Source organism: Xanthomonas sp. 4461 (genome assembly GCF_024806475.1).
Lineage (GTDB): Bacteria > Pseudomonadota > Gammaproteobacteria > Xanthomonadales > Xanthomonadaceae > Xanthomonas > Xanthomonas arboricola_F.
Map to the genome: position 1 here is coordinate 1,357,245 of NZ_JANTYV010000001.1, position 21,964 is coordinate 1,379,208.

The window sequence follows — 21,964 nt, forward strand, 5'->3', positions numbered from 1 at the left end:
AGCGCGTCGTTGCCCTCCTTACGGCCCCACCAGCCGATCGCGCCCATGCCGCTTGGCCTGATACAGGCGGCGATCTGCCAATGCGAGCAGTTCGCGCCGGGTTGGCGCCTCATCGCTCATCGCCATGCCCATGCTGGCGGTGCACCGCACCGTAATGCCGTGCGCATCGACGTCGATCGTCGCCAGCCGTTGTCGCATGCATTCGAACAGCGCGCGCGCCTGTTCGGCATCCAGTCCGGTGGCGGCCAGCAGAAACTCTTCGCCGCCATGGCGCGCAGCGAAACACTGCGCCCGATCCTGGTCGCTCAATGCCTCGCCCAGTGCGCTCAATACCGCATCGCCGACGTCGTGACCGTATTGGTCGTTGATGTGTTTGAAGTGGTCGATATCCATCAATGCCAGCGCCAGCGCGGGACCACCGCCACGCGCCGCGTCGAACCACTGTTGCAGCACGCGCTCGGCTTCGCGCCGGTTGGGCAATGCGGTCAGCACATCGTGGCTGGCGCGGTATTCCAGCTGACGCATCAACGCTTCGCGCTCCTGGCTGGCCTGCTGCAGGGCGAGGTTCTTGTCGCTGAGTTCGCGGGTGCGCCGGTCGATCACGGTATTGAGTTGGCGCTGACGGCGCCGGTAGCTGGCCGTGCGCCACAGGTAAAACCCGTAAATCAGGCTGGCCAGCGCAAGGATGCCCAATGCGATCACTTCGCTACGGCGCCACCAGGGCGGCGCCAGTGCGATGACCAGACTGGATTCTCCCAGCAGCGCGGTCTGACGCCAGTCCACCGGCAGCGACATCGCCTGCACGCGGAAGCGAAAACGGCCCGGCGGCAGGTTGGTGTACACCGCTTCGGTCGCGTTGTCGGCATCCACCCACTCCGGGTCGAAACCTTCCAGGCGATAGCGGTAACGCACCTTGTCCGGCCCACGAAAATTGAGTCCGGCATAGGTGATTGCGATACGGCGGGTCTCGGCGCCGAGCTGATGCGGGCCGCTCAACGGCTGCACCATGCCGTCGACCAGCAAGCGCTCGAACACGATCGGCACGCGATGGCCTTGCAAGGTGCCGACACGCGCCGGATCTATCACGCCCAGCCCGGCCGAGGTGGGAAACAACAACTGCCCGGACTGCGTCAGCCAGCCGGCCGGCGCGCTGCTGCCATTGCCCTGATTGCTGGGCATGCCATCGCTGCGGTCCACCACTTCCACACTCAATTGTTCGCGGGTACCGGCATCGATCTGGTCGAAGTTGTTGCGCGCGATGCGGAAGACGCCGTGGTTGCTGGACAACCACAAATAGCCGCGGCCGTCGTCGATCACGCGGAACACCTTGTCGCGCGGCAGTCCAACGCGGTGGTCGTAGACGCGAAAATGGTCGCCCTGCAGGCGCAACAGGCCGCGATCGCTGGCGATCCATAGATCGCCGCCGGCATCGCGCAAAAAGTCGAAGGCGTTCTGCCCAGGGAAGTCCTGTTCGCCCAGCCAGGCGCGCGTGCTGCCGCCCGGCGACAGCCCGGTCATGCCGCGATCGGTGCCGATCCAGAGGATGCCCTGCGTGTCGCGATACAGCGCCTGCACCGAGCCGTCGGGCACGCCATCGGCCGCGGTGTAGCGGCGGACCTTGCCTTGCCGCCAGTGCGCCAGCCCACCGGTGGTGCCGATCCACAGATCGTCGCCATCGGGCAACACCGCGCGCACCGACAGCGACGGCAGTCCATCGCCCGCGCCGATGCGCACCAGCACCTTGCCCTGCGCATCCAGCCGCAGCACGCCCTGACTGTAGGTACCGGCCCAGACCCCGCCATCGCCGGCATCGGCCAGCGACAACACCGACTGCTCCAGCACGCGACCGCCTTGGGCCGGCGACAGCGCGATGCGATCGATCTGATCGTCGCGCCAGCGGTCCAGGCCCACCGCGCTGCCCACCCACACGGTGCCATTGCCGGTCTGCAACACGGTGCGCACGTAATCGGAGGCCAGGCCGTCGTCATGGGTCACGCCGTGCGCGGCGCCTTCGGCAATCCGGAACAGGCCGTGCGTGCTGCCGACCCAGATCAGGCCTTCGGCATCTTCCAGCAACGCGGGGCTGGCGACGCCGGTGATCGAAATCTGCTCGTCCGGCACACCAGCCCCGCCATGCACCACCAAGGTCCCGCTGGGCATGCTCATCCACAGATGCCCGCTCCGATCCAGCAACAGGGCATCCACGCGCTGCCCCTGGCGAAACCGCTGCAGCCCGCCGCCGCGACTCCACCACCACACGCCGTCATCGCCGGCGACCAGCAGGCCGCCCTGGCGATCGCTGGCAAGCCGACGCACTGGCGTTGCCTGCATGCCATGCGTCCTGCCCCAGGGCTCGGCAGCGCTGCCATTGCCGGGCAGGCGATACAACCCGACCTCGGTGCCCACCCACAGATCGCCGTGGTCGTCGGCCGACAACGCAGTGATGCGCGCGCGCGGCAGGTCCGTCTGGCGCCCCACATCGACCAGGCGCCCATCGGCTTCGATCCGGTATAGCGTCTGCGGCGTCCCCACCCACAACGCTCCGTCTGCCCGGCGCAACAACGCGCTGACCGCCAGATGCCGCGCCGTCGCGTCGCCCAGCTGTTGCCAGTGGCCATCCTGATAGTGATAGACCCCGTCGAATGCGGTGCCGAACAACATGCCGCCAGTGCTGTCGCGCACCACCACGAACACGCCTCCCAGTTCGGCACCCGGTGTGTTCTGGCGGTCGTACACGGTGAAATCGCGGCCGTTGAAGCGCGCCACGCCTTCCCAGGTGCCCAGCCAGATCAGTCCGTCTTCGCCCTGGGCCACGGCGTGCACCAGGTTATGCGGCAGGCCGTCGTCCATGTTCCAGCGCGTGACCGTGTGATAAGCGGTGTGATCGAGCGCCTGCGCGCCAGCCGCGGGCATGCCGCACATCCCGCAGCACAGCCCGAACCACAGCCACACGAAGGCCGCCCGCAGCACGCGCGTGCTGCGAACGCGGCTTGCATGCGTCTGCGCCCCGACCCTGTCCACGTTCCCTGCCCCTCATCCGTGCCGCTGGCCATGCGTGACGGTATGTACCGGCAGGCCTGGGGCAATCTATCACCGGGGTTTTCGGACCGCCCTAGGTGGATTCCCCACAGCTGCCGGTCGGACCATGACACCGGGAGGCATTCAATTGAAACAATGAATGCCCATCATGATCTGCATGGCTTGGGGCATGAAGCACTGGCATTGCAGCCTGGCTGAGGCATGGTCCGGTGACTCGGCCACGCCAGGCCGATCAGCCGAAGCGTCCCATGCCCTGATGCGTTCAGGCCGTCGAGTATAAATATAGAACCCGATGGTCTAGTATTGGCCGTATGTCCAGCTCGCCCTCCCTCAAGTCCAAGGCCAAGAGCAACGGCCCCGGGCGTCCCAAGGACCTTGGGAAACGTGCCGCCATCCTCGGCGCTGCCCGCGCGCTCTTTATGGAGCAAGGCTATGCCGGGGTCAGCATGGATGGCATCGCCGCCCAGGCCGGCGTCTCCAAGCTCACCGTCTACAGCCACTTCGGCGACAAGGAGAGCCTGTTTTCCGAGGCGATCCGCGCGCAGTGCCAGGAGATGATGCCGGACGACCTGTTCGACCACGCGCCCAAGGGCGCACTGCGCGACCAGTTGATCGAAATCGCCCATGCGTTCTTCGCCATGGTCAGCACCGAGTCGGCCATTTCCACGCACCGCATGATGATGGCGCCAGGCACCGGCGATGTGCATGTCCGCGAAATGTTCTGGGAAGCCGGCCCCAAGCGGACCCAACAGGCGTTGGCGGATTTTCTGTCGGCGCGCGTGGCCGACGGCCAGCTCGACATCGCCGATCTGGCGCGCGCGGCCTCGCAATTCTTCTGCCTGCTCAAGGGCGAGCTGTATGCCCTGATGATGTGCGGCCTGCACGGCCAGCCCACCCGCACGCAGGTGGATGAGCACATCCAGTCCAGCGTGGACTTCTTTTTGAGGGCGTATGCGCCCCGCTGATCGCCCCCGGCCTTTGGTGGCGATGACTTCCGGCACTGCGCCAGCGGCCGGCGCGCAGCGATGCTAGATGCGCCAGTTGCCGCGTGCACCGGTAAAATGTTCGCCCCACCGCGTTGGATAACCGCACCATGACGATCGATTTCACCCAGGCCCGCGAAAAGATGGTCGAACAGCAGATCCGGCCGTGGGACGTGCTGGACCTGCGCGTGCTCGACGTGCTGGCGCGCCTGCCGCGCGAGGCCTTTGTGCCGGACGCCTACAAGACCCTGGCCTATGTCGACGTGGAAATTCCGCTGTCGGCCGGCGACAAGATGATGAAGCCGGTGGTCGAGGGCCGCATGTTGCAGGCGCTGGATCTGCAGCCGGGCGAAGACGTGCTGGAAGTCGGCACCGGCACCGGTTTTTCCACCGCCTGCCTGGGCGCACTCGCGCGCGAAGTGGTCAGCCTGGAGATCGACCCGGCACTGGCCGCCGCCGCGCGCGCCAACCTGGACGCCACCGGCCTGGGCAGCAATGTCCGTATCGAAACCGCCGACGTGTTCGGCTGGCAGAGCGAGCGTCGCTTCGATGCCGTCTGCGTGACCGGTGCGGTCGACACGCTGCCGGCCCAGTGGCTGCAGTGGTTGCGCCCGAACGGCCGGCTGTTCGTCGTGCGCGGTCACGCACCGGTGATGGAAGCGGTCCTGGTACGTGGCGACGTCAACGCCCCGCGCATCGAGTCGTTGTTCGAAACCGACCTCGCCTATCTCCAGGGCGCCGCACCGACGCCCCGATTCCAATTCTGATTCCCAAGGAAGCTTCCCCGATGATCCGCCGATCCCTCGTCCTGGCCCTGGCCGCCGCCCTGTCACCGATGGCCGCGCACGCCACCGATCTGCTGCAGGTGTACGAAATGGCCCGCAATGGCGACCCGCAGCTGGCCGTGGCCGAGTCCACGCGGCTGGTGAATCGGGAGGGACAGGTGCAGGCGCGTGCGGCATTGTTGCCACAGCTCAACGGCGCGTATGACTACAGCAAGTCTCACCGTGAAATTGAAGGCCAAGATGGCCGCATCACGACGTCGTCGCGCTCCACTCAAGTTCAAGGTTCGCAGACAATCTTCAACTGGTCGCAATTTGCCACCCTGCGTGCGCAGCGCGAAGTGGCCAAGGCGGCAGACTTCACCCTGGCATCGGCCAACAACGACCTGATCACCCGTACCTCCGCGGCGTATTTCCAGGTGTTGGTCGGTATCGAGTCGCTGGCTGCGGCGGAAACCAACGAAGCAGCCGCCAAGAAGCAGTTCGACTATGCCGACAAGCGTCTTGAAGTGGGGCTGGCGCCGATTACCGACGTACACGAAGCCCGCGCCCAGTACGACCAGGCGCGTGCCGACACCATCAACGCCCGCAATACGCTCAAGGATTACTACCAGGCGTTGACTGAACTCACTGGCCAGCCGGTGGTGGGCCTGCGTGCACTTCCGGAAGATTTCCGCCCGGAAGTGCCTTCTGCATACAGCAATGTCGACCAACTGGTGGCCAGTGCCATCGCCGACAACCCGGCGTTGAAGGCGCAGCAGTTGCAGGTCAGCGCAGCCGAGGCTCAGGTCAATGCCGCGCGTGCAGGTCACCTGCCCACGGTCAACCTGACTGGCAGTGTGGGACGTAGTAATAGCTGGGGCACCGGAGCCGCTGAAAGCGGCGTGTTCACGACTCAGGGCCGCGACATCGATACCGACTCCATCGGCATCAGCGTGTCGATCCCGATCTTCGCCGGCGGTGCAACGCAGTCGGCCGTGCGCCAGGCGCTGTCGCGTCGCGATATCCAGCAGGACACCTACGAACAGCAGAAGCGCGCGCTGGACCGCAATACGCGCAATGCCTATCAGACCGTGGTGGCCGGCATCAGCGAAGTGGAAGCGCGCCGGCTTGCCGTGGTCTCTGCGCAGGCCGCCTACGATGCCTCGCAGGTCGGCCTGGAAGTCGGTACGCGGACCGTGCTGGACGTGGTGCAGAACCAGCGCACCCTGTTCCAGGCGCAGTTGAACTACGCGCAGTCGCGCTACACCTTCCTCCAGAATCGCCTACTGCTCGGCCAGGCCATCGGCAAACTCGACATCACCGACCTGCAGGACGTGAATCGCCTGCTGTCGCAGGATGCCGAGTCCAAGCTGCAGGGCAGTGGCTCGTTGCAATAGCTGCCATTCCTCAGCACAAAAAAAAAGCGGGCTATGCCCGCTTTTTTTTTGCCACCTCTTCCATCTGCAAGGTCGACAAGCTCCACAACATAGACGCATGAACCCTTCTTATTTTCCTACAACCAAATGAGAAGTCACCCACCCCTGAATTATCGAATCCACGATTTACCGAGAAAATGTCCTGCCATAACTTGGTGCAGCGCTACCCATAACCAAGGCGCGCAACCACGCAGCAATAGCACTTTATTTCAGTGAAGGAGATGGAATGAAAATCGAATTTTCGTCTATTCTTTTAATCGCGATGTCGTTTTCCGCAGTATCCACAGCCGAAGCCGCAACCTACCAGACAATCACAGAGGGATATGCACGCGACATTGGGGGGACCGTCGACGCCACCCCACAGTGCCCAGCCGGGTTCACTCCTATCTCTGGCGGATGGAATACTGGAGATCCAAATGTCGTCAGATTTTGGGGGCGGCGCGCTGAAAACAGCAATCTCCAGGAGAACATGAATTTGGGCCGTTTTTCCGTCGTTGGCAGCTATCCTTCAGGCAATGGCTGGCGCACCTATGGATATACCAACGGCCCGGTGGTGATAAACGTATACACCATCTGCGCATCAGGCTGACGCAGAGCAGCCACTTTCAACAACCATCTTATCGGACCAAAGTAGTGTGCAGCATCAGCCCCTGCAAGATAGGATTGATGCTGCACTCCGGCCACGAAGACGATACCCACAAAACGACCAACACATTAAATCTCAGAAATTTATAGTCGTTTAATTTAATTTACAATCAAGATTCAAGCCACAAACATTCGAAAACAGATCGAACGTTAAATTAGAAACGACTTATCCGAAGCGCTCATTTTGCTGGACAATAGGCATCATGATGATGAGATCAGTCAACATCATTTAAGACGCACTGCCCTCCCCGACCACTGCCGGCAGGTCCGGTGCGATCTGCACCAGCGTGCGGGCGACCGCACCCTTGCCATTGGCGACCAGCGCAAGGCCGGCGGCAGCCATCGCTTCGCGCTGCGCCGGGTCGCCGAGCAAACGTGCGAGATCGCGATAGACACAGTCGGCATCCTCGCAGATAGCCACTGCGTCGGCGTCGCGCATGCGCCGCGAGATTTCCGAAAAATTATGCAGATGCGGGCCGGTGACCGCCGGCGTGCCGACTGCCGCAGGTTCGAGCAGGTTGTGTCCGCCGATCGGCTGCAGGCTGCCGCCGACGAAAGCGACCTGCGCGCATGCGTAGAAGCTCATCAGTTCGCCCAGCGTATCGAGCACGAAGACCGTGTCGCGCGCTTGCGGCCATTGCTGCGCCTTGCGTGTAGCCACGCGCCAGCCGCGCTCGCGCGCCAGTGCCTCCACTTTCGGAAAGCGCTCGGGATGACGTGGCGCCCACAGCAGCAGCAGGTCCGGGAACTGCGTCAGCAACTGCGCATGGATATCGGCCACCGCCGCCTCTTCGCCTTCATGCGTGCTGGCGGCAATCCACACCGGCCGGGTTGCCGGCACGTGGCTGCGGAACTGCGCGACCAGCGCCTGCAATTGGTCGGGGGCGGCGATGTCGAATTTGAGATTGCCCAGCGCCACGACCTGGTCCGGGCGTGCGCCAAGGGTGATGAAGCGCTCCGCATCGTCGTGCGACTGCGCCGCCACGCAGGTCACCGTGCGCAGCGCGCGGCTGATCAAGGGCGCCAGCACGCGGTAGCCACGCAGCGAGCGCGCCGACAGGCGTGCGTTGAGGATGTACAGCGGGATCTTGCGGTCGCGGCAACCGAACAACATGTTCGGCCATAGCTCGGTTTCCAGGATCAACGCCAGGCGCGGGCGGAAATGCTCGAGAAACCGCCCCACGCTGCCGGGTACGTCGTAGGGCAGATACACATGGTCCACCGCATCGCCCCATACCGCGCGCACGCGCTCGGAACCGGTAGGCGTGATGGTGGTGATCACCCAGCGGATATCCGGGCGCTGCGCTCGCAGGGCGTTGACCAGCGGTGCGGCCGCATTGACCTCGCCCACCGACACCGCATGCACCCACACCCGCGGACGTCCGCAGGCATGCGTGTACGAGGCGTAGCGCTCGTTCCAGCGGTTGAAGTATTCGCGCACACGGAAACCGCGCCAGACCAGGTGGTACACCGTGACCGGCAACAACAGGTAGAGCAGCGCCGAGTACAGCCCGCGCAACAGCCATTCGATCGGGTCTTTCCGCATCCGTGCAGGATACGGGAGCGCCCGCACGTGCGCATGTGCACGCTGTCCGATGCGCACGATCCCTTAGAATTGCACCATGTCCGAGCCCGCAAACGTCGCCGTCCGCCCCTCCCTGCGCAACCCCAGGCACTGGCCCATGTATCTGGGCCTTGCGGTGATGGTGCTGGCCGGGCGCCTGCCCTGGACACTGCAGCGCGCAATAGGGCGTGGCGTTGGCTGGATCGCGATGCGCGTGGCGGGCACGCGTCGGCGCGCGGCCGAGGTCAACCTCAAGCTGTGCTTTCCCGAGCAGGACGATGCCTGGCGGGCGCGACTGCTGCGCGATAGTTTCGATGCGCTGGGCGTGGGCCTGTTCGAGTTCGCGCGCGCCTGGTGGGGCAGCATCGAGGTCATTCGCCCGGGCGTGCAGGTCGAAGGGCTGGAACATCTGCAACAGTTGCAGGAGCAAAAACGCGGCGTGCTGCTGGTGTCAGGACACTTCATGACACTGGAAATGTGTGGGCGCCTGCTCTGCGACCATGTGCCGCTGGCCGGCATGTACCGCAAGCATCGCAACCCGGTGTTCGAATGGGCGGTCAAGCGCGGGCGGCTGCGCTACGCCACGCACATGTTCGCCAACGAGGATCTGCGCGCCACCATCAAACACCTCAAACGCGGCGGTTTCCTGTGGTACGCGCCGGACCAGGACATGCGCGGCAAGGACACCGTGTTCGTGCCGTTCTTCGGGCATCCGGCCTCCACCATCACGGCCACCCACCAGCTGGCGCGGCTGACCGGTTGCGCGGTAGTGCCGTACTTCCACCGCCGCGAAGGCGGCCGCTACATCCTCAAGATCGCACCGCCGCTGGCAGGCATTCCGTCGGAGGATGTGATCGCCGATACCACGCAGGTCAATGCGGCGATCGAGGACATGGTGCGCGAGGCGCCGGACCAATACCTGTGGATCCATCGCCGCTTCAAGCGTCAGCCGGGTGGGCGCAGCGCGTTCTATCAATGAACCGGCGCTGCGGGTGGCGAGCCGCAGATGACAGACCGCGCAGGCGACGTCGCGCACCGACACGCGCGGTTTCAATGCAGGCCAATCAGCCCGGCGGCGTCTGATCCGCATCGTCGTTGAGCAATGCGCCGGCATACAAGCCGGCCAGCATCAGGCTCAGCCCGCCCCAGAAGCTGGAGTAGAACGCCAGATGAGTATTGAGCGGGAACACGGTGGCCACCAGCGCAATCATCGCCGGGCGCGCCTGCTCGCGTGCAGCCACACTCGAATAGCGCCACGCACGCCACGCCTGCGCCGCACCGGCCAGCCATAGCAGCAAGCCGATCACACCGGTTTCGGCGAGGATTTCCAGCACGATCTGATGCGCGTGGAAAGCCGGGCCATCGCCCCAGGCCGGCGCCTGCGCGGGCGCCGGATTGCAGGCCGGATACGCCTGTCGAAACCCCCGCGCGCCCACGCCGTTGAGCGGATGCGCGCGGATCATGCACAACGCCGCGCCCCAGATCTGGCCGCGCCCGGACAAGGCCTGATCAACGCCCTGTTCGCCATTGCCGAACGCCAGCGTCGTGCGCTGGATGCGCTCTCGCGCCTGCGGTGCCAACGCCACCACGCCACCGGCAAGCAGCACCCCGGCCACCGCAACTGCCAGCAGGCGCCGGCCGCCCAGCAGTTGCCAGCCGGACAGCAGCACGATCACGCCGTAGGTGATCCACGAGGCGCGCGACCCAGCCAACACCAGCACCACGCCGACCGCCGCCGCAGCGCCTGCCCAGGCCCAGACGTTGCGTCGTCCCAGCGCCAACAGCAGGAAGGGCGACAGGCTGGCCAGGGTCTGCCCGAACTTGAGATTGCACGGCCCCAGCACGCCACTGAGGCGGTCGACCAGTGCCAGCTCCTGCGGCGTGCACAGCCCATGGCCGCTGATCAGTTGCTTGAGTTGATCCAGCGCGAAGAACAATGGGCTGCTGCCGATGGCGGCCTGCAACAGCGCATCCAGCGTCCACACCCCGCCGATCGCCGCCAGGCCGATAAAGGTGCGGCGGCGCCGCTGCGCGTTCGCGACCGCAATCGCGCACAGCCACATGAAAGGCAGATAGCGCAGGTCGCTGGCCGACTTGCGCAGCGCGCGACCGACATCCACCGCATCGAACGCGGACAGCATCTGCGGCAGCCAGTACGCAAAGAACAGCACGCTGGTCAGCGCCCAGGCCGCACCGCTGAGCAGCCGCGTGCCGCCGCGAAAACGTGCGTGCAGCAAACGGTAGGCTGCAAACAGTGCGCCCAGCGACAGCACGGTTTCGGCCAGGCCCGGTGTAGGCCACAGCGCGACAAACAGGAGCACCCACAGCGGCGCCCAACGCCCGGCATCGGGCGTGAGTGCGGGCGCGCTTACGGGTGCGTCAACGGCGGAGTTCGTCATAGACTTTCAAGGTGGCCGATTGCATGGCCTGCAACGTATAGGGGAGCACCGCCGGGGGTGTCGGCGGATGCTGCAGAAGCCCAAGCGCCTGGGCGCGCAACGCTTCGGTATCGAAGGCCGGCACCGCGCCGCCAGGCTGCAGCTCGGCGAGTAGTTCGCCAACGCCGCCATGCGCCCAGCCCAGCACCGGCCGGCCCACCGACAAGGCCTCGACCACGGTACGGCCGAAGGCTTCGGGTTTGTGCGACAGCTGCAGCACCAGATCGCTGGCGGCATAGGCATCGGCGATGCGCGCGGTGGGCGCGGTGAAGGCGACCGCCTCGGCCACACCCAATCGCGCTGCTTCGGCTTCCAGCTCGCGCACATACGCCTCGCGCCCCGGCTCGCGTGCACCCGGCAGCCACAACCAGGCCGGCACGCCGGCAGCGCGCACATCGGACAGCAGTTGCAGGCCATCGGCATGCCCCTTCAAGCGCGTACCGCGCCCCGGCAACAGCAGCAGCGGCGCGTCGGGAGGCAGACCGGGCAGCAGGGTCTGGGCCCAGCTGCGTGCGCGCCGATCCGGTCGCAGGCGACGCGGAAACTGTGCGATGTCGACGCCGCGCGGAATCGTGCGCAAACGGTTTGGATCGGTTTGCGGGTAATGCGTGCAGACATAGTCGCGCACGGTCTGCGAGACGCAGATGACGCGTTCGCCATAGGTCATCACCGCACTGTAGCGGCTGGGCGAGTTGAGTCCGTGCACGGTGGTGACCAGGCGCGGACGCGTGGCGGCAGGCAGGCCGCGCAGCGCGTACCAGCCCAGCCAGGCCGGCAGCCGCGAACGCGCGTGCACGATGTCGGCACCGAGTTCGGCGAACAGACGGCGCAAACCGACCACATGGCGCAGTGTCAGCAGCGACTTGCGGCCGATATCCAGGGTGAGGTGCTCACCGCCGGCGTCCAGCAATTGCGGAACCAGGCGCCCCCCCGCCGACACGACCACGGCGCGATGGCCGGCGCGCACCAGCGCAGCGGTCACTTCCAGGGTGGAGCGTTCCACGCCGCCGGACTGCAGCGCCGGCAGCAGTTGCACCACGGTCAGGCGGTGCATCCGGCCAGGATCAGTCGGCGAGCACGAACAACGCGCCGCAGTACGGGCACTTGGCCTCGCTGTTGGGTTCGTCCTCGATCGGCAGGTACACACGCGGATGCGAGTTCCACAGCGCCATCTGCGGCGTCGGGCAGCTCAGCGGCAGGTCTGCCCGCTGCACGGTGTAACGCTTTTCGGCATTGGCGGGCGCGGTGGCGGTTTGGCTCATGGCGTACATCGCAAGCGGTGGGGAACGGCCAGCATTCTAGCAGCGCTGGCCGTTGCAAGAGCGGCCGCGGCACCGATCGGTGCCGCAGCACGCCGCTTGGCGCCTCACTGGTTCCGCTTGCCGAAGTTCGGCTTGATCGGGTCGGCACGCATGCCGGTGGACTCCGCTCGCCTGGCGGGATCGCAGCGCGAATCGTGCTGGCTGCGCGCACCGGTGGCGCCAGCCGGCGCCACCGGGCCATCGTCGTTGCCCACCAGGCAATCGGCAGGCGGAGACGACGCGTCCACCGTCGCCCAATCGTCACTTGCACAGCCCGACAGCAGCATGCTGGCGGCCACCACGGCGCTCCTGAGACCCATCGACCACTTCATTGTGCCTGCTCCATGTCATTTGCCTTGATCGTCGACCTCTGGATAGTCATACAAAACCCGCCCGGTGACCACTCCCGATGCATCGCACCGGGACCATGTCCGACAGCGCTGCGTGCGGACGGAATTGCTGCAGGACGCGACCTTGCTCAAGCGCACCCGAAGACAGCGATGCCGATCGCAGCCGCGCGCGCAGCGATCTGGCCGCGCTCGCTTGCCTGTCCGGGCATCTTTGACCAGCATCGGGGCGCCTTGTCGTCGGTGATGGCGCGAGCGCCGCAGTTGACCATGCATCCATCCCGCTCCCGCCGCACCCGCCCGTCGCAGCACCTTAGTTAAGGACCCGCCTAACGTGATTCGATCCGTCATTGCACACGCCAGCCTGCTTGCGTCGCTCCTCGTTTCGACGCCGCAGATGGCCCGGGCAGGCACGCCACCGGCGTTCTCCACCTCGTTCGAGCCAGGAGAGCCCGCGCCCATCACGGACGCGGCGCAGCACCTCGCTGTGGCTGTCGGCACCGGCCCCAACGCCCCCTTTGCCGCCAAGCCGGAGGCGGGCTACAGCGGCGCCCACGCCTTGCGCTACAGCCTTGGCGGCGCACACCACCGCATCCGCCTGTTCCGCACCGACGTCGCGGTCGGTGCGGACACAACGCTGTCGTGGATGGTGCTTCCGGAAAGCGTCGGCGCCGATCATGTTGCCTCGACCTACGTGTCGCTGGATCTGGTCTTCGACGATGGCACGCGCTTGTCCGCCACGTCGGCGCTGGACCAGCATGGCGTGGCGATGGGCGCACGAGCGCAGGGGCAATCGAAGACCTTGTATCCGCAGCAGTGGGCACGCAAGCAAGTACGCCTGGGCGAGGTGGCCGGGCTGCGCGGGCGCCGCGTGCGTGCGATCGAGCTCGACATCGCACCACCGGCGGGCGCAGCCGCTGCCGGCTGGATCGACGACATCGCGCTGGGCGATGCGCCGCTGCCTACGCCGGCGCGCCCATCGGATTGGGTGGTGACCACGCGCGGCACGCAGTCCAATGGCACGTTCTCGCGCGGCAATAATTTTCCTGCGACGGCGGTGCCGCATGGGTTCAACTTCTGGACGCCGGTAACCGATGCGGGGACGCTGACCTGGTTGTACCGCTGGAACGAGCACAACGACGCCGACAACCGGCCACGCCTGCAGGCGCTGTCGCTGAGTCACCAACCCAGTCCGTGGATGGGCGACCGGCAGACCTTTCAGGTCATGCCCTCGCTTGGCGCGGGCGTGCCGGAAGCCGATCGCAGCAAGCGTGCGCTGGCGTTTTCGCATGTCAATGAAGTAGCACGCCCCTATCGCTACGCGGTGCAGTTCGACAATGGCCTGCACGCCGACATCGCTCCGACCGATCACGCGGCGCTGTTGCGCTTTCGCTTCCCGGATCACGGCGATGCCAATCTGTTGTTCGACAATGTGGATGCGCGCGGCGGGCTACACCTGGATGCCGCGACGCAGACATTGTCCGGCTACACCGATGTGCGCAGCGGGCTGTCGACCGGTGCAACGCGCATGTACGTGTATGCACGCTTCGATCGGCCGTGGACGGCCAGTGGCCGCATCGATACCGGGCGGCCCACCGGCTGGATCAAGTTCGATGCGGGCACGACGCGCCAGGTGCAGATGCGCATCGCCACCTCGCTGATTTCGCTCGAGCAGGCCAGACACAATCTGGCGTTGGAGATCGCACCGCAGGCGTCCTTCGAGCAGATCGCCGCGCAAGCGCAGGACGCCTGGGATGCGTTGCTGGGGCGGCTCGACGTGCCCGATGCGACTGCCGACCAGAAGACCACGCTGTATTCCAATCTCTATCGGCTGCATCTGTACCCGAACTCCGCGCATGAAAACGCAGCAAGCAACGACGCGCCGGATTGGCGTTACGCAAGCCAGAACAGCTGGTCGGACGACAACATCGAGGGCAGCGCGGCGCGCAGTTTTGCACCGATCCGCGATGGCCAGGTTTACGTCAACAACGGGCTGTGGGACACCTTTCGCACCGCATGGCCGGCGTATGCGCTGTTTACGCCCGACGATGCCGGACGCCTCGTGCAGGGCTTTGTCGAACAAGCGCGTGCAGGAGGATGGATTGCGCGCTGGTCTTCGCCCGGCTATGCCGACCTGATGGTCGGCACCAGTTCCGATGTGGCGTTTGCCGATGCCTGGCTGAAGGGCGTGCAAGGCTTCGATCCGGCCGAGGCATACGCGGCTGCGCTCAAGAACGCGACCGTGGTGGCGCCGGATCGCCACGTGGGCCGCAAGGGCATGGCGCGCTCGACCTTCCGCGGCTACGTCGATACCGACACCCACGAAGGTATGTCGTGGTCGATGGAAGGCGCGCTCAACGACTTCGGCATCGCCAACATGGCCGACGCGTTGGCCATGCAGACGACCAAGGCTAAGGTGCGCGAGCGGTATGCAACCGAGGCGCTGTATTTCCGGCAGCGGGCAGCGGGATATGCGGCATTGTTCGACCCGGCGATCGGCTTTTTCCAGGGACGCAACGTCGATGGAAGCTGGCGCGTGGATGCGGCGCACTACGATCCGCGCGTCTGGGGCAACGACTACACCGAATCCAGCGGCTGGACGTTTGCGTTCACCGCACCGCACGATGGCGAAGGCCTGGCGGCGTTGTATGGAGGACGCGCCGGTTTGGCAGCGAAGCTGGATACGTTCTTCGCCACCCCCGAGACCGCCGAGGCCAGGTTCGCCGGCTCTTACGGCGACACCATCCACGAAATGACCGAGGCGCGCGACGTGCGCATGGGCATGTATGCGCACAGCAACCAGACCGCACACCATATCCCGTGGATGTATCTGTTCGCCGGGCAACCGTGGAAAACCCAGCAACTGACGCGCGAGATCCTGTCACGCCTGTATTTGGGGAGCGAGATCGGCCAGGGCTATGCCGGCGACGAAGACAACGGCGAGATGTCGGCGTGGTATCTGTTCGCGGCACTGGGCCTGTATCCGTTGCGCATGGGCGCGCCGGAATACGTGATCGGCTCACCGCTGTTCAAGCATGCCAGCGTGCGTCTGCCCAATGGCGGCACGCTGGTGGTCAATGCGCCGCAGAATTCGCCGCAAAACGTGTACGTGCAATCGCTCAAGGTCAACGGCAAGCCCTGGCGCAAGACATGGTTGGCGCATGCAGACATCGCCAAGGGCGCGACGCTGGACTTCGTGATGGGGCCGACGCCTTCGCGCTGGGGCACTGGCCCTGACGCTGTGCCGCCGTCATTGACTGCGCCCGGGGAGCGCCCTGCCCCGCTGCAGGATCTGCTCGGAGATACCGCGCGCATCACGCTGGACGATGGTGGTGATGTCGCTGCGTTGCATGACGACGATGCGGAAACGGTGGCTGCAGTTGCATCCACATCGACGCTGACCTTCAGCGGCATTGCGCGCGGCATGCCGATGCTCTACACGCTGACCAACGGCAATGCGGCCATTGCGTCCAGTGGATGGACGCTGGAGGCACGCATGGCTGATGGTGCGTGGAAGGTGGTCGATCAGCGCCGTGAGGAGACATTCGAATGGCCGTTGCAGACGCGGCCGTTTCGTATTGCCACCCCTGGCGTCTATGCCGAGTATCGGCTGCGATTCAACGCGCCTGCGAAGGTGCAGCTGGCGGAGATCGAGTTGTTGGGGGCGGAGCCTGCGGTGCGGTGAGGTGGAGGTCTATCGAGAGGCAGAGGTTTATCGAATCGACGGCGCACGGCTTTTTGAGGGCACGTGGCTACCGTGCACGCGTGCGACCTAGATTCGCGTGACTGCCGCCGGAGCTAGGTCCCGCTGCAAGGTCGGCAGCTCAGGTGAACCGTATCCTCTCCCCAAACCCCGCTCCGCGCCCCGGCCCGCGCTTGCGGCGCGGGCGCTTCAAGGCACGCGTGCCAGTGGCGCGCAAGCAGTGCCTTGTCGCCCCGGGGGGAGAGGGGCTTTGGAGCGGTTCGTGTAGTGCCGCTAGCGGGCAGGTATTCGGTGTTTTCCTGGTGGGCGGATCTCAGCTACCGCTCTTTTCGCTAGCGATCTTCTCGGCATCGCGCTGCCTGCGGATCTGAGCATCCACCGCCGCGATCGCGGTCATGTTCATCACCCGGCGCGAGGTGGCGCTGGTGGTGAGGATGTGCACCGGCTTGGAGATGCCCATCAGGATCGGGCCGATCGCCACGCCGTCGGTGAACACGCGCACCAGGTTGTAGGCGATGTTGGCCGCTTCCAGGTTCGGCAGCACGAACAGGTTGGCGCGGCCCTTGAGCGTGCTGTTGGGCATGATCTGCTTGCGCAGCGCTTCGTCCCAGGCGGTGTCGCCCTGCATTTCGCCGTCGATGTTGAGCTCGGGTTTGCGCTTGAGCAGGGCCTCGCGCACCTGGCGCATCTTCAGCGCATCGCGCGAGTCGTGGCTGCCGAAGTTGGAGTGCGACAGCAGCGCGATGTTGGGCTCGATGCCGAACAGCTTGAGGCGGTATGCAGCCTGCAGCGTGGCTTCGACCACCTGCTCGACGGTCGGGTCTTCCTGCACATGCGTATCCAGGAAGAAGAACACGCCCAGCTGGTTGATCACGCCGGTCATCGCCGAGGTGGAGCTCACCCGCGGTTCCAGCGGAATCACGCTGCGGGCGTAGCCCAGCTTCTTGTGGAAGCGGCCGACCACACCCGACAGCATCGCATCGGCTTCGCCGCGCGCCACCATCACCGCGGCGATCAGGGTCGGACGCGAGCGCATCAGTTCCTTGGCGGCGGTGACGGTCACGCCACGACGCTCGGTAAGCGCGTGGTAGTACTGCCAGTAATCGTTGAAGCGGGGGTCGTCGAGGATGTTGGTGATCTCGAAATCCACCCCGGCGGTCAGGCGCAACCCCATGCGTTCGATACGCGCTTCGATCACGTCCGGGCGGCCGATCAGGATCGGGAACGCCAGGCCTTCGTCGACCACGTTCTGCACCGCGCGCAGCACCACTTCCTCTTCGCCCTCGGCATACACCACGCGCTGCTTGTCGGCGCGCGCGCGGTCGTAGACCGGCTTCATCATCAGGCTGGTGCGGTAGACGAACTGGCCGAGCTTGTCGCGGTAGGCCTCCATGTCGGTGATCGGGCGCGTGGCCACGCCCGAGTCCATCGCCGCCTGCGCAACGGCGGACGACAGCTCCACCAGCAGGCGCGGGTCCAGCGGACGCGGAATCAGGTATTCCGGGCCGAAACTCGGGGTCTCGCCGCCGTAGGCCGCGCCCAGGTCGGAGGCCTCGCGCCGCGCCATCGCCGCGATCGCCTTGACGCAGGCAATCTTCATTTCCTCGTTGATGCCGGTGGCGCCCACGTCCAGCGCGCCGCGGAACAGATACGGGAAGCACAGCACGTTGTTAATCTGGTTCGGGTAGTCCGAGCGGCCGGTGCCGATGATGCAATCCGGACGCACCGCCTTGGCCGCTTCCGGGGTGATTTCCGGGTTGGGATTGGCCAGCGCGAAGATCACCGGCTGGCGCGCCATGCTGGCGACCATCTCCGGCTTGAGGATGCCGGCCGCCGACAGGCCCAGGAAGATGTCCGCGCCCTCGACGATCTCGGCCAGGGTGCGCTTGTCGGTGTCGCGCGCGTAGCGCTGCTTGTCCGGGTCCAGGTCGGTGCGGCCGGTGTGGATCACGCCATCGCGGTCCAGTGCCAGGATGTTCTCCGGCTTCAGGCCCAGCGAGACCAGCATGTTGACGCAGGAGATGCCGGCCGCGCCCATGCCGGTGGTGGCCAGCTTGACCTCTTCGATCTTCTTGCCGGTGACCACCAGCGCATTGAGCACGGCGGCGCCGACGATGATTGCGGTGCCGTGCTGGTCGTCATGGAACACCGGGATGTTCATGCGCTCGCGCAGCTTGCGCTCGACGATGAAGCACTCCGGCGCCTTGATGTCTTCCAGATTGATGCCGCCGAAGGTCGGCTCCAGGCTAGCGATGATGTCGACCAGCTTGTCCGGGTCGTTCTCGTTGATCTCGATGTCGAACACATCGATGCCGGCGAACTTCTGGAACAGCACGCCCTTGCCTTCCATCACCGGCTTGGAGGCCAGCGGGCCGATGTTGCCCAGGCCCAGCACGGCGGTGCCGTTGGTGATCACCGCCACCAGATTGCCGCGCGCGGTGAGCTCGCTGGCCTGGGTGGGTTCCTCGACGATCGCCTCGCAGGCGAAGGCCACGCCCGGCGAATACGCCAGCGACAGATCGCGCTGGGTCAGCATCGGCTTGGTCGCGGTGACCTTGATCTTGCCGGCCGGCTGCTGGCGGTGGTAGTCGAGGGCGGCCTGTTTGAAGTCGTCGTTGGACATCGGCGTTGTGGGTCTCGAAGGCGCAGGAGGGCTGAATTCTACCCTCCTGCCTGAACAAGGGCCTGTCGCGCAGCTGTCGCCGCGGCAGGGAAATCGCATGTTGCAGCGCGTCGTGCACTGCGGCCAGGGTCTGGCTCGAAGCAAAAACGGCCCTGCATCCTGCCGGCAGCGCCGACAGAAAACAGGGCCGTAGGAAGCATCAGCGCGCGCTGATCGGGGCGACGACGTCGGTCGAGGCCACCGGTGCCTGCAGCGGCGGCGAGCCGCCATCCAGCACCAGCTTGAGCTGGTCGCGGTCCAGCGCATTTTCCCAGCGCGACACCACCACCGTGGCGACTGCGTTGCCGATGAAGTTGGTCAGCGAGCGGCACTCGCTCATGAAGCGGTCCACGCCCAGGATCAGCGCCATGCCGGCCACCGGCACGTCCGGCACCACCGACAGCGTGGCGGCAAGGGTGATGAAGCCGGCGCCGGTCACGCCGGCCGCGCCCTTGGAGCTGAGCATCGCCACCGCCAGCAGGGTGATCTGCTGGCCCAGGGTCAGGTCCACGTTGGTGGCCTGGGCGATGAACAAGGCGGCCAGGGTCATGTAGATGTTGGTGCCATCCAGGTTGAACGAGTAACCGGTCGGCACCACCAGGCCCACCACCGACTTCTGGCAGCCGGCCTTTTCCATCTTCTCCATCAGCGACGGCAGTGCCGACTCCGACGAGGAGGTGCCCAGCACCAGCAGCAACTCGGCCTTGAGGTAGCGGATCAGCTTGAGCACCGAAAAGCCGCACAACCGGCAGACGATGCCCAGGATCACCAGCACGAAGAACAACGAGGTCAGGTAAAACGAGCCCACCAGCCAGGCCAGATTGACCAGCGATTCCACCCCGTACTTGCCGATGGTGAAGGCGATCGCACCGAACGCACCGATCGGCGCGGCCTTCATCAGGATATGCACCAGGCGGAACACCGGCGCAGTCAGCGCTTCCAGGAAGCTCAGCACCGGGCGGCCGCGCTCGCCCACCAGCGCCAGCGCGATGCCGAACAGCACCGCCACGAACAGCACCTGCAGGATGTTGCCATCGACGAACGCGCTGATCAGCGTGGCCGGGATGATGTCCATCAAAAAGCCGACCAGGCTCAGCTCGTGCGACTTCTGCACGTAGGTATTGACCGCGCTCTGGTCCAGCTCGGCCGGGTTGATGTTCATGCCGGCGCCGGGCTGCACCACGTGCGCCACGATCATGCCCACGATCAACGCCAGCGTGGAGAAGAACAGGAAGTAGGTCATCGCCTTGGCGAAGACCCGGCCCACCGTCTTGAGGTGGGTCATGCCGGCGATGCCGGTGACGATGGTCAGGAAGATCACCGGGGCGATGATCATCTTCACCAGCTTGATGAAGGCATCGCCCAGCGGCTTGAGGCTTTCGGCAAAGGCCGGCTCGAAATGGCCCAGCAGGGCACCCAGGACGATCGCCACCACTACCTGGAAATACAGCTGACGGTAAAAGGGAACGGGCGCCGGCAAGGGGCCGGCAGGCTTGCTGATGTGCATGACACCACTCCGAGGGAACTGGAGGGTGCCTGAGCAGGCACCCGGTGCGGGCATTCTGGCCGTACGTCGCAGCCCGGGCCGATAGCCCATTGGTACTACGCACTGTCGGCGGGCTGAACGTCGCCTTACACTTCAGCCGCGCCGCCACCGGCCGTTAATTCCGTTTAACGCAGACACCGATTCCTGTGTTGTTGGCCGTCCGGAACCTGCGCGCTTGCTGAAGCTGTTCAGTGCGACCGCCATGGCAGGACGCCCGGCCCCTTTCATTGCCGAAGACCACTCCTATGCGCCTCAATCCGCTTGTCCTGGCGTTGGCCATTGCCATCGTCCCCGCCGCTGCCAATGCAGCCACCTCGATCGAAAACTGGCCCACCAAGTACACCTTCGGTGATGGCACCGAGCTGGGCCTGACCGGCAACTACGCCTACGACGACAACAACTTTTCCGGCGACGACCGCCTGGAAGACCGCACCGATTTCCGCCGCAAGGAATTCGGCGCCACCATCAAGAAGAAGGGCGTCTACGACGCCATGGTGTACTTCGACTTCGAAGCCAAGCTGTGGCTGGACGTGTTCTACCGCTTCGAGACCAAGGCGCTGCTGGGCCAGGACTACGGCCGCGTGCGGCTGGGCTACATGAAGGTGCCGGTGGGTCTGGAAGCGGTGCAGAGCTCGCGTGCGGGCAGCTTCATGGAGCTGGGCCTGCCGGTGCAGGCGGTGTTCCAGGGCCGGCGTACCGGCGTGGAGTGGACCCTGGAGCGTCAGCAGTACCTGTTGCAGGCCGGCGCCTACGGCGGCAAGGATCTACAGGGCGACAACCCCGGCACCACCCAGGCCGTGCATGCGGCGTGGACCCCGTTCAAGGCCGAAGGCAACGTGCTGCATCTGGGCATCGCCGGCTCGGTGGAAAACCCGCGTGGTTTCAGCGACGGCCGCGGCGTGTCGTTCAGCCCGCGCGTGCGCCTGCGCGCGCGCCCGGAAGCCGGCCTGACCGACGTGCGTCTGATCGACACCGGCACCATCCTCGATGTGGATCACGTGATCCGCACCGGCGTGGAAGCGGTCTGGATCAATGGCCCGTTCTCGTTGCAGAGCGAAGCGCTGCGTGCCGAAGTGGCGCGTAACGACAACCTGCCGCACTTCATCGCGCAGGGCCAGTACGTGTACGGCACCTGGTCGCTGACCGGCGAGTCGCGCAGCTATGCCGGCGGCGTGCCGGGCAACATCAAGCCCGCACACGACTACGGCGCAGTCGAACTGACCGCCCGCTACAGCCGCCTGAATCTGGAAGACAACAACGTCCACGGCGGCCGTCAGCACGACACCACCATCGGCGCCAACTGGTACCTCACCAGCCATTTCAAGTTCCAGGCCAACTACAGCTGGGTGGATTCCTCGCGCAATGGCGTGCATGAAACCCCGCACGTGATGGAGCTGCGCGCGCAGGTGCAGTTCTAAGCAGCGCTGTGGCATTCCAGCGCGCGGGCAACCGGTGCCGCGCACTGGGCTGCTGTCGTTGCCAATGGCAGCAGCCGTTCCGAGACGGCCGCATCCTGTCACGGGTGCGGCCGTTGTC

At 65.5% G+C, this 21,964-nt stretch carries 14 protein-coding genes and 1 pseudogene; 7 read left to right on the forward strand and 8 right to left on the reverse strand.

Going from position 1 to position 21,964, the window contains the following annotated elements; genetic code table 11:
• Window positions 1-18: 18 nt before the first annotated feature.
• Window positions 19-3,021 carry a ligand-binding sensor domain-containing diguanylate cyclase gene (locus FHY19_RS05805; RefSeq protein ID WP_259162882.1) on the reverse strand — a complete coding sequence of 1,001 codons (3,003 nt, stop codon included), beginning with the start codon at window positions 3,019-3,021 and terminating at the stop codon, window positions 19-21.
• Window positions 3,022-3,350: 329 nt separating this feature from the next.
• On the opposite strand from FHY19_RS05805, the gene FHY19_RS05810 reads away from it, so the two are divergent.
• From FHY19_RS05810 to FHY19_RS05825, 4 genes are all read left to right on the forward strand, one after another.
• Complete coding sequence (locus FHY19_RS05810) at window positions 3,351-4,004, forward strand: TetR/AcrR family transcriptional regulator (RefSeq protein WP_259162883.1); 654 nt, start codon at window positions 3,351-3,353, stop codon at window positions 4,002-4,004.
• 128 nt (window positions 4,005-4,132) lie between these two features.
• A complete protein-coding gene (locus FHY19_RS05815) occupies window positions 4,133-4,789 on the forward strand; it encodes a protein-L-isoaspartate O-methyltransferase (RefSeq protein ID WP_259162886.1) in 657 nt (218 codons plus the stop codon).
• A 20-nt stretch (window positions 4,790-4,809) separates the two neighbouring features.
• A complete protein-coding gene (locus FHY19_RS05820; RefSeq protein WP_259162892.1) occupies window positions 4,810-6,183 on the forward strand; it encodes a TolC family outer membrane protein in 1,374 nt (457 codons plus the stop codon).
• A 265-nt stretch (window positions 6,184-6,448) separates the two neighbouring features.
• Entirely contained in the window at window positions 6,449-6,811 is a 363-nt protein-coding gene (locus FHY19_RS05825) for a hypothetical protein (RefSeq protein ID WP_259162894.1), read from the forward strand.
• Between the two features lie 285 nt (window positions 6,812-7,096).
• Here the strand turns inward: FHY19_RS05825 and waaA are convergent, their stop codons facing one another.
• The gene (gene waaA, locus FHY19_RS05830) at window positions 7,097-8,413 is read right to left on the reverse strand and encodes a lipid IV(A) 3-deoxy-D-manno-octulosonic acid transferase (RefSeq protein WP_259162900.1); all 1,317 of its coding nucleotides are present in this window, start codon (window positions 8,411-8,413) and stop codon (window positions 7,097-7,099) included.
• Window positions 8,414-8,489: 76 nt separating this feature from the next.
• Between waaA and FHY19_RS05835 the strand changes: the two genes are divergently transcribed.
• Window positions 8,490-9,410, forward strand: coding sequence for an LpxL/LpxP family Kdo(2)-lipid IV(A) lauroyl/palmitoleoyl acyltransferase (locus FHY19_RS05835; protein ID WP_259156401.1), 921 nt, complete (start codon window positions 8,490-8,492; stop codon window positions 9,408-9,410).
• A gap of 85 nt (window positions 9,411-9,495) precedes the next feature.
• Here FHY19_RS05835 and FHY19_RS05840 read toward each other — a convergent pair whose 3' ends face one another.
• From FHY19_RS05840 to FHY19_RS05855, 4 genes are all read right to left on the reverse strand, one after another.
• Entirely contained in the window at window positions 9,496-10,830 is a 1,335-nt protein-coding gene (locus FHY19_RS05840; protein WP_259162901.1) for an O-antigen ligase, read from the reverse strand.
• Window positions 10,811-11,923, reverse strand: a complete 1,113-nt coding sequence (locus FHY19_RS05845; protein ID WP_259162902.1) for a glycosyltransferase — start codon at window positions 11,921-11,923, stop codon at window positions 10,811-10,813. The genes FHY19_RS05840 and FHY19_RS05845 overlap by 20 nt, the downstream gene beginning before the upstream one ends.
• Before the next feature lie 10 nt (window positions 11,924-11,933).
• Window positions 11,934-12,131, reverse strand: coding sequence for a zinc-finger domain-containing protein (locus FHY19_RS05850; RefSeq protein ID WP_259162906.1), 198 nt, complete (start codon window positions 12,129-12,131; stop codon window positions 11,934-11,936).
• Window positions 12,132-12,235: 104 nt separating this feature from the next.
• Window positions 12,236-12,490 carry a hypothetical protein gene (locus FHY19_RS05855; protein WP_259162910.1) on the reverse strand — a complete coding sequence of 85 codons (255 nt, stop codon included), beginning with the start codon at window positions 12,488-12,490 and terminating at the stop codon, window positions 12,236-12,238.
• A 451-nt stretch (window positions 12,491-12,941) separates the two neighbouring features.
• Here FHY19_RS05855 and FHY19_RS05860 point away from each other — a divergent pair.
• A pseudogene (locus FHY19_RS05860) lies at window positions 12,942-16,202 on the forward strand (GH92 family glycosyl hydrolase); the annotation flags it as partial.
• Window positions 16,203-16,533: 331 nt separating this feature from the next.
• On the opposite strand, the gene FHY19_RS05865 reads toward FHY19_RS05860, so the two are convergent.
• Both FHY19_RS05865 and FHY19_RS05870 read right to left on the reverse strand, forming a co-directional pair.
• The gene (locus FHY19_RS05865) at window positions 16,534-18,843 is read right to left on the reverse strand and encodes an NADP-dependent malic enzyme (protein ID WP_259162926.1); all 2,310 of its coding nucleotides are present in this window, start codon (window positions 18,841-18,843) and stop codon (window positions 16,534-16,536) included.
• 199 nt (window positions 18,844-19,042) lie between these two features.
• Window positions 19,043-20,389, reverse strand: coding sequence for a dicarboxylate/amino acid:cation symporter (locus FHY19_RS05870; protein WP_259156409.1), 1,347 nt, complete (start codon window positions 20,387-20,389; stop codon window positions 19,043-19,045).
• 284 nt (window positions 20,390-20,673) lie between these two features.
• Between FHY19_RS05870 and FHY19_RS05875 the strand changes: the two genes are divergently transcribed.
• The gene (locus FHY19_RS05875) at window positions 20,674-21,846 is read left to right on the forward strand and encodes an OprO/OprP family phosphate-selective porin (protein ID WP_259156410.1); all 1,173 of its coding nucleotides are present in this window, start codon (window positions 20,674-20,676) and stop codon (window positions 21,844-21,846) included.
• Window positions 21,847-21,964: the final 118 nt, after the last annotated feature.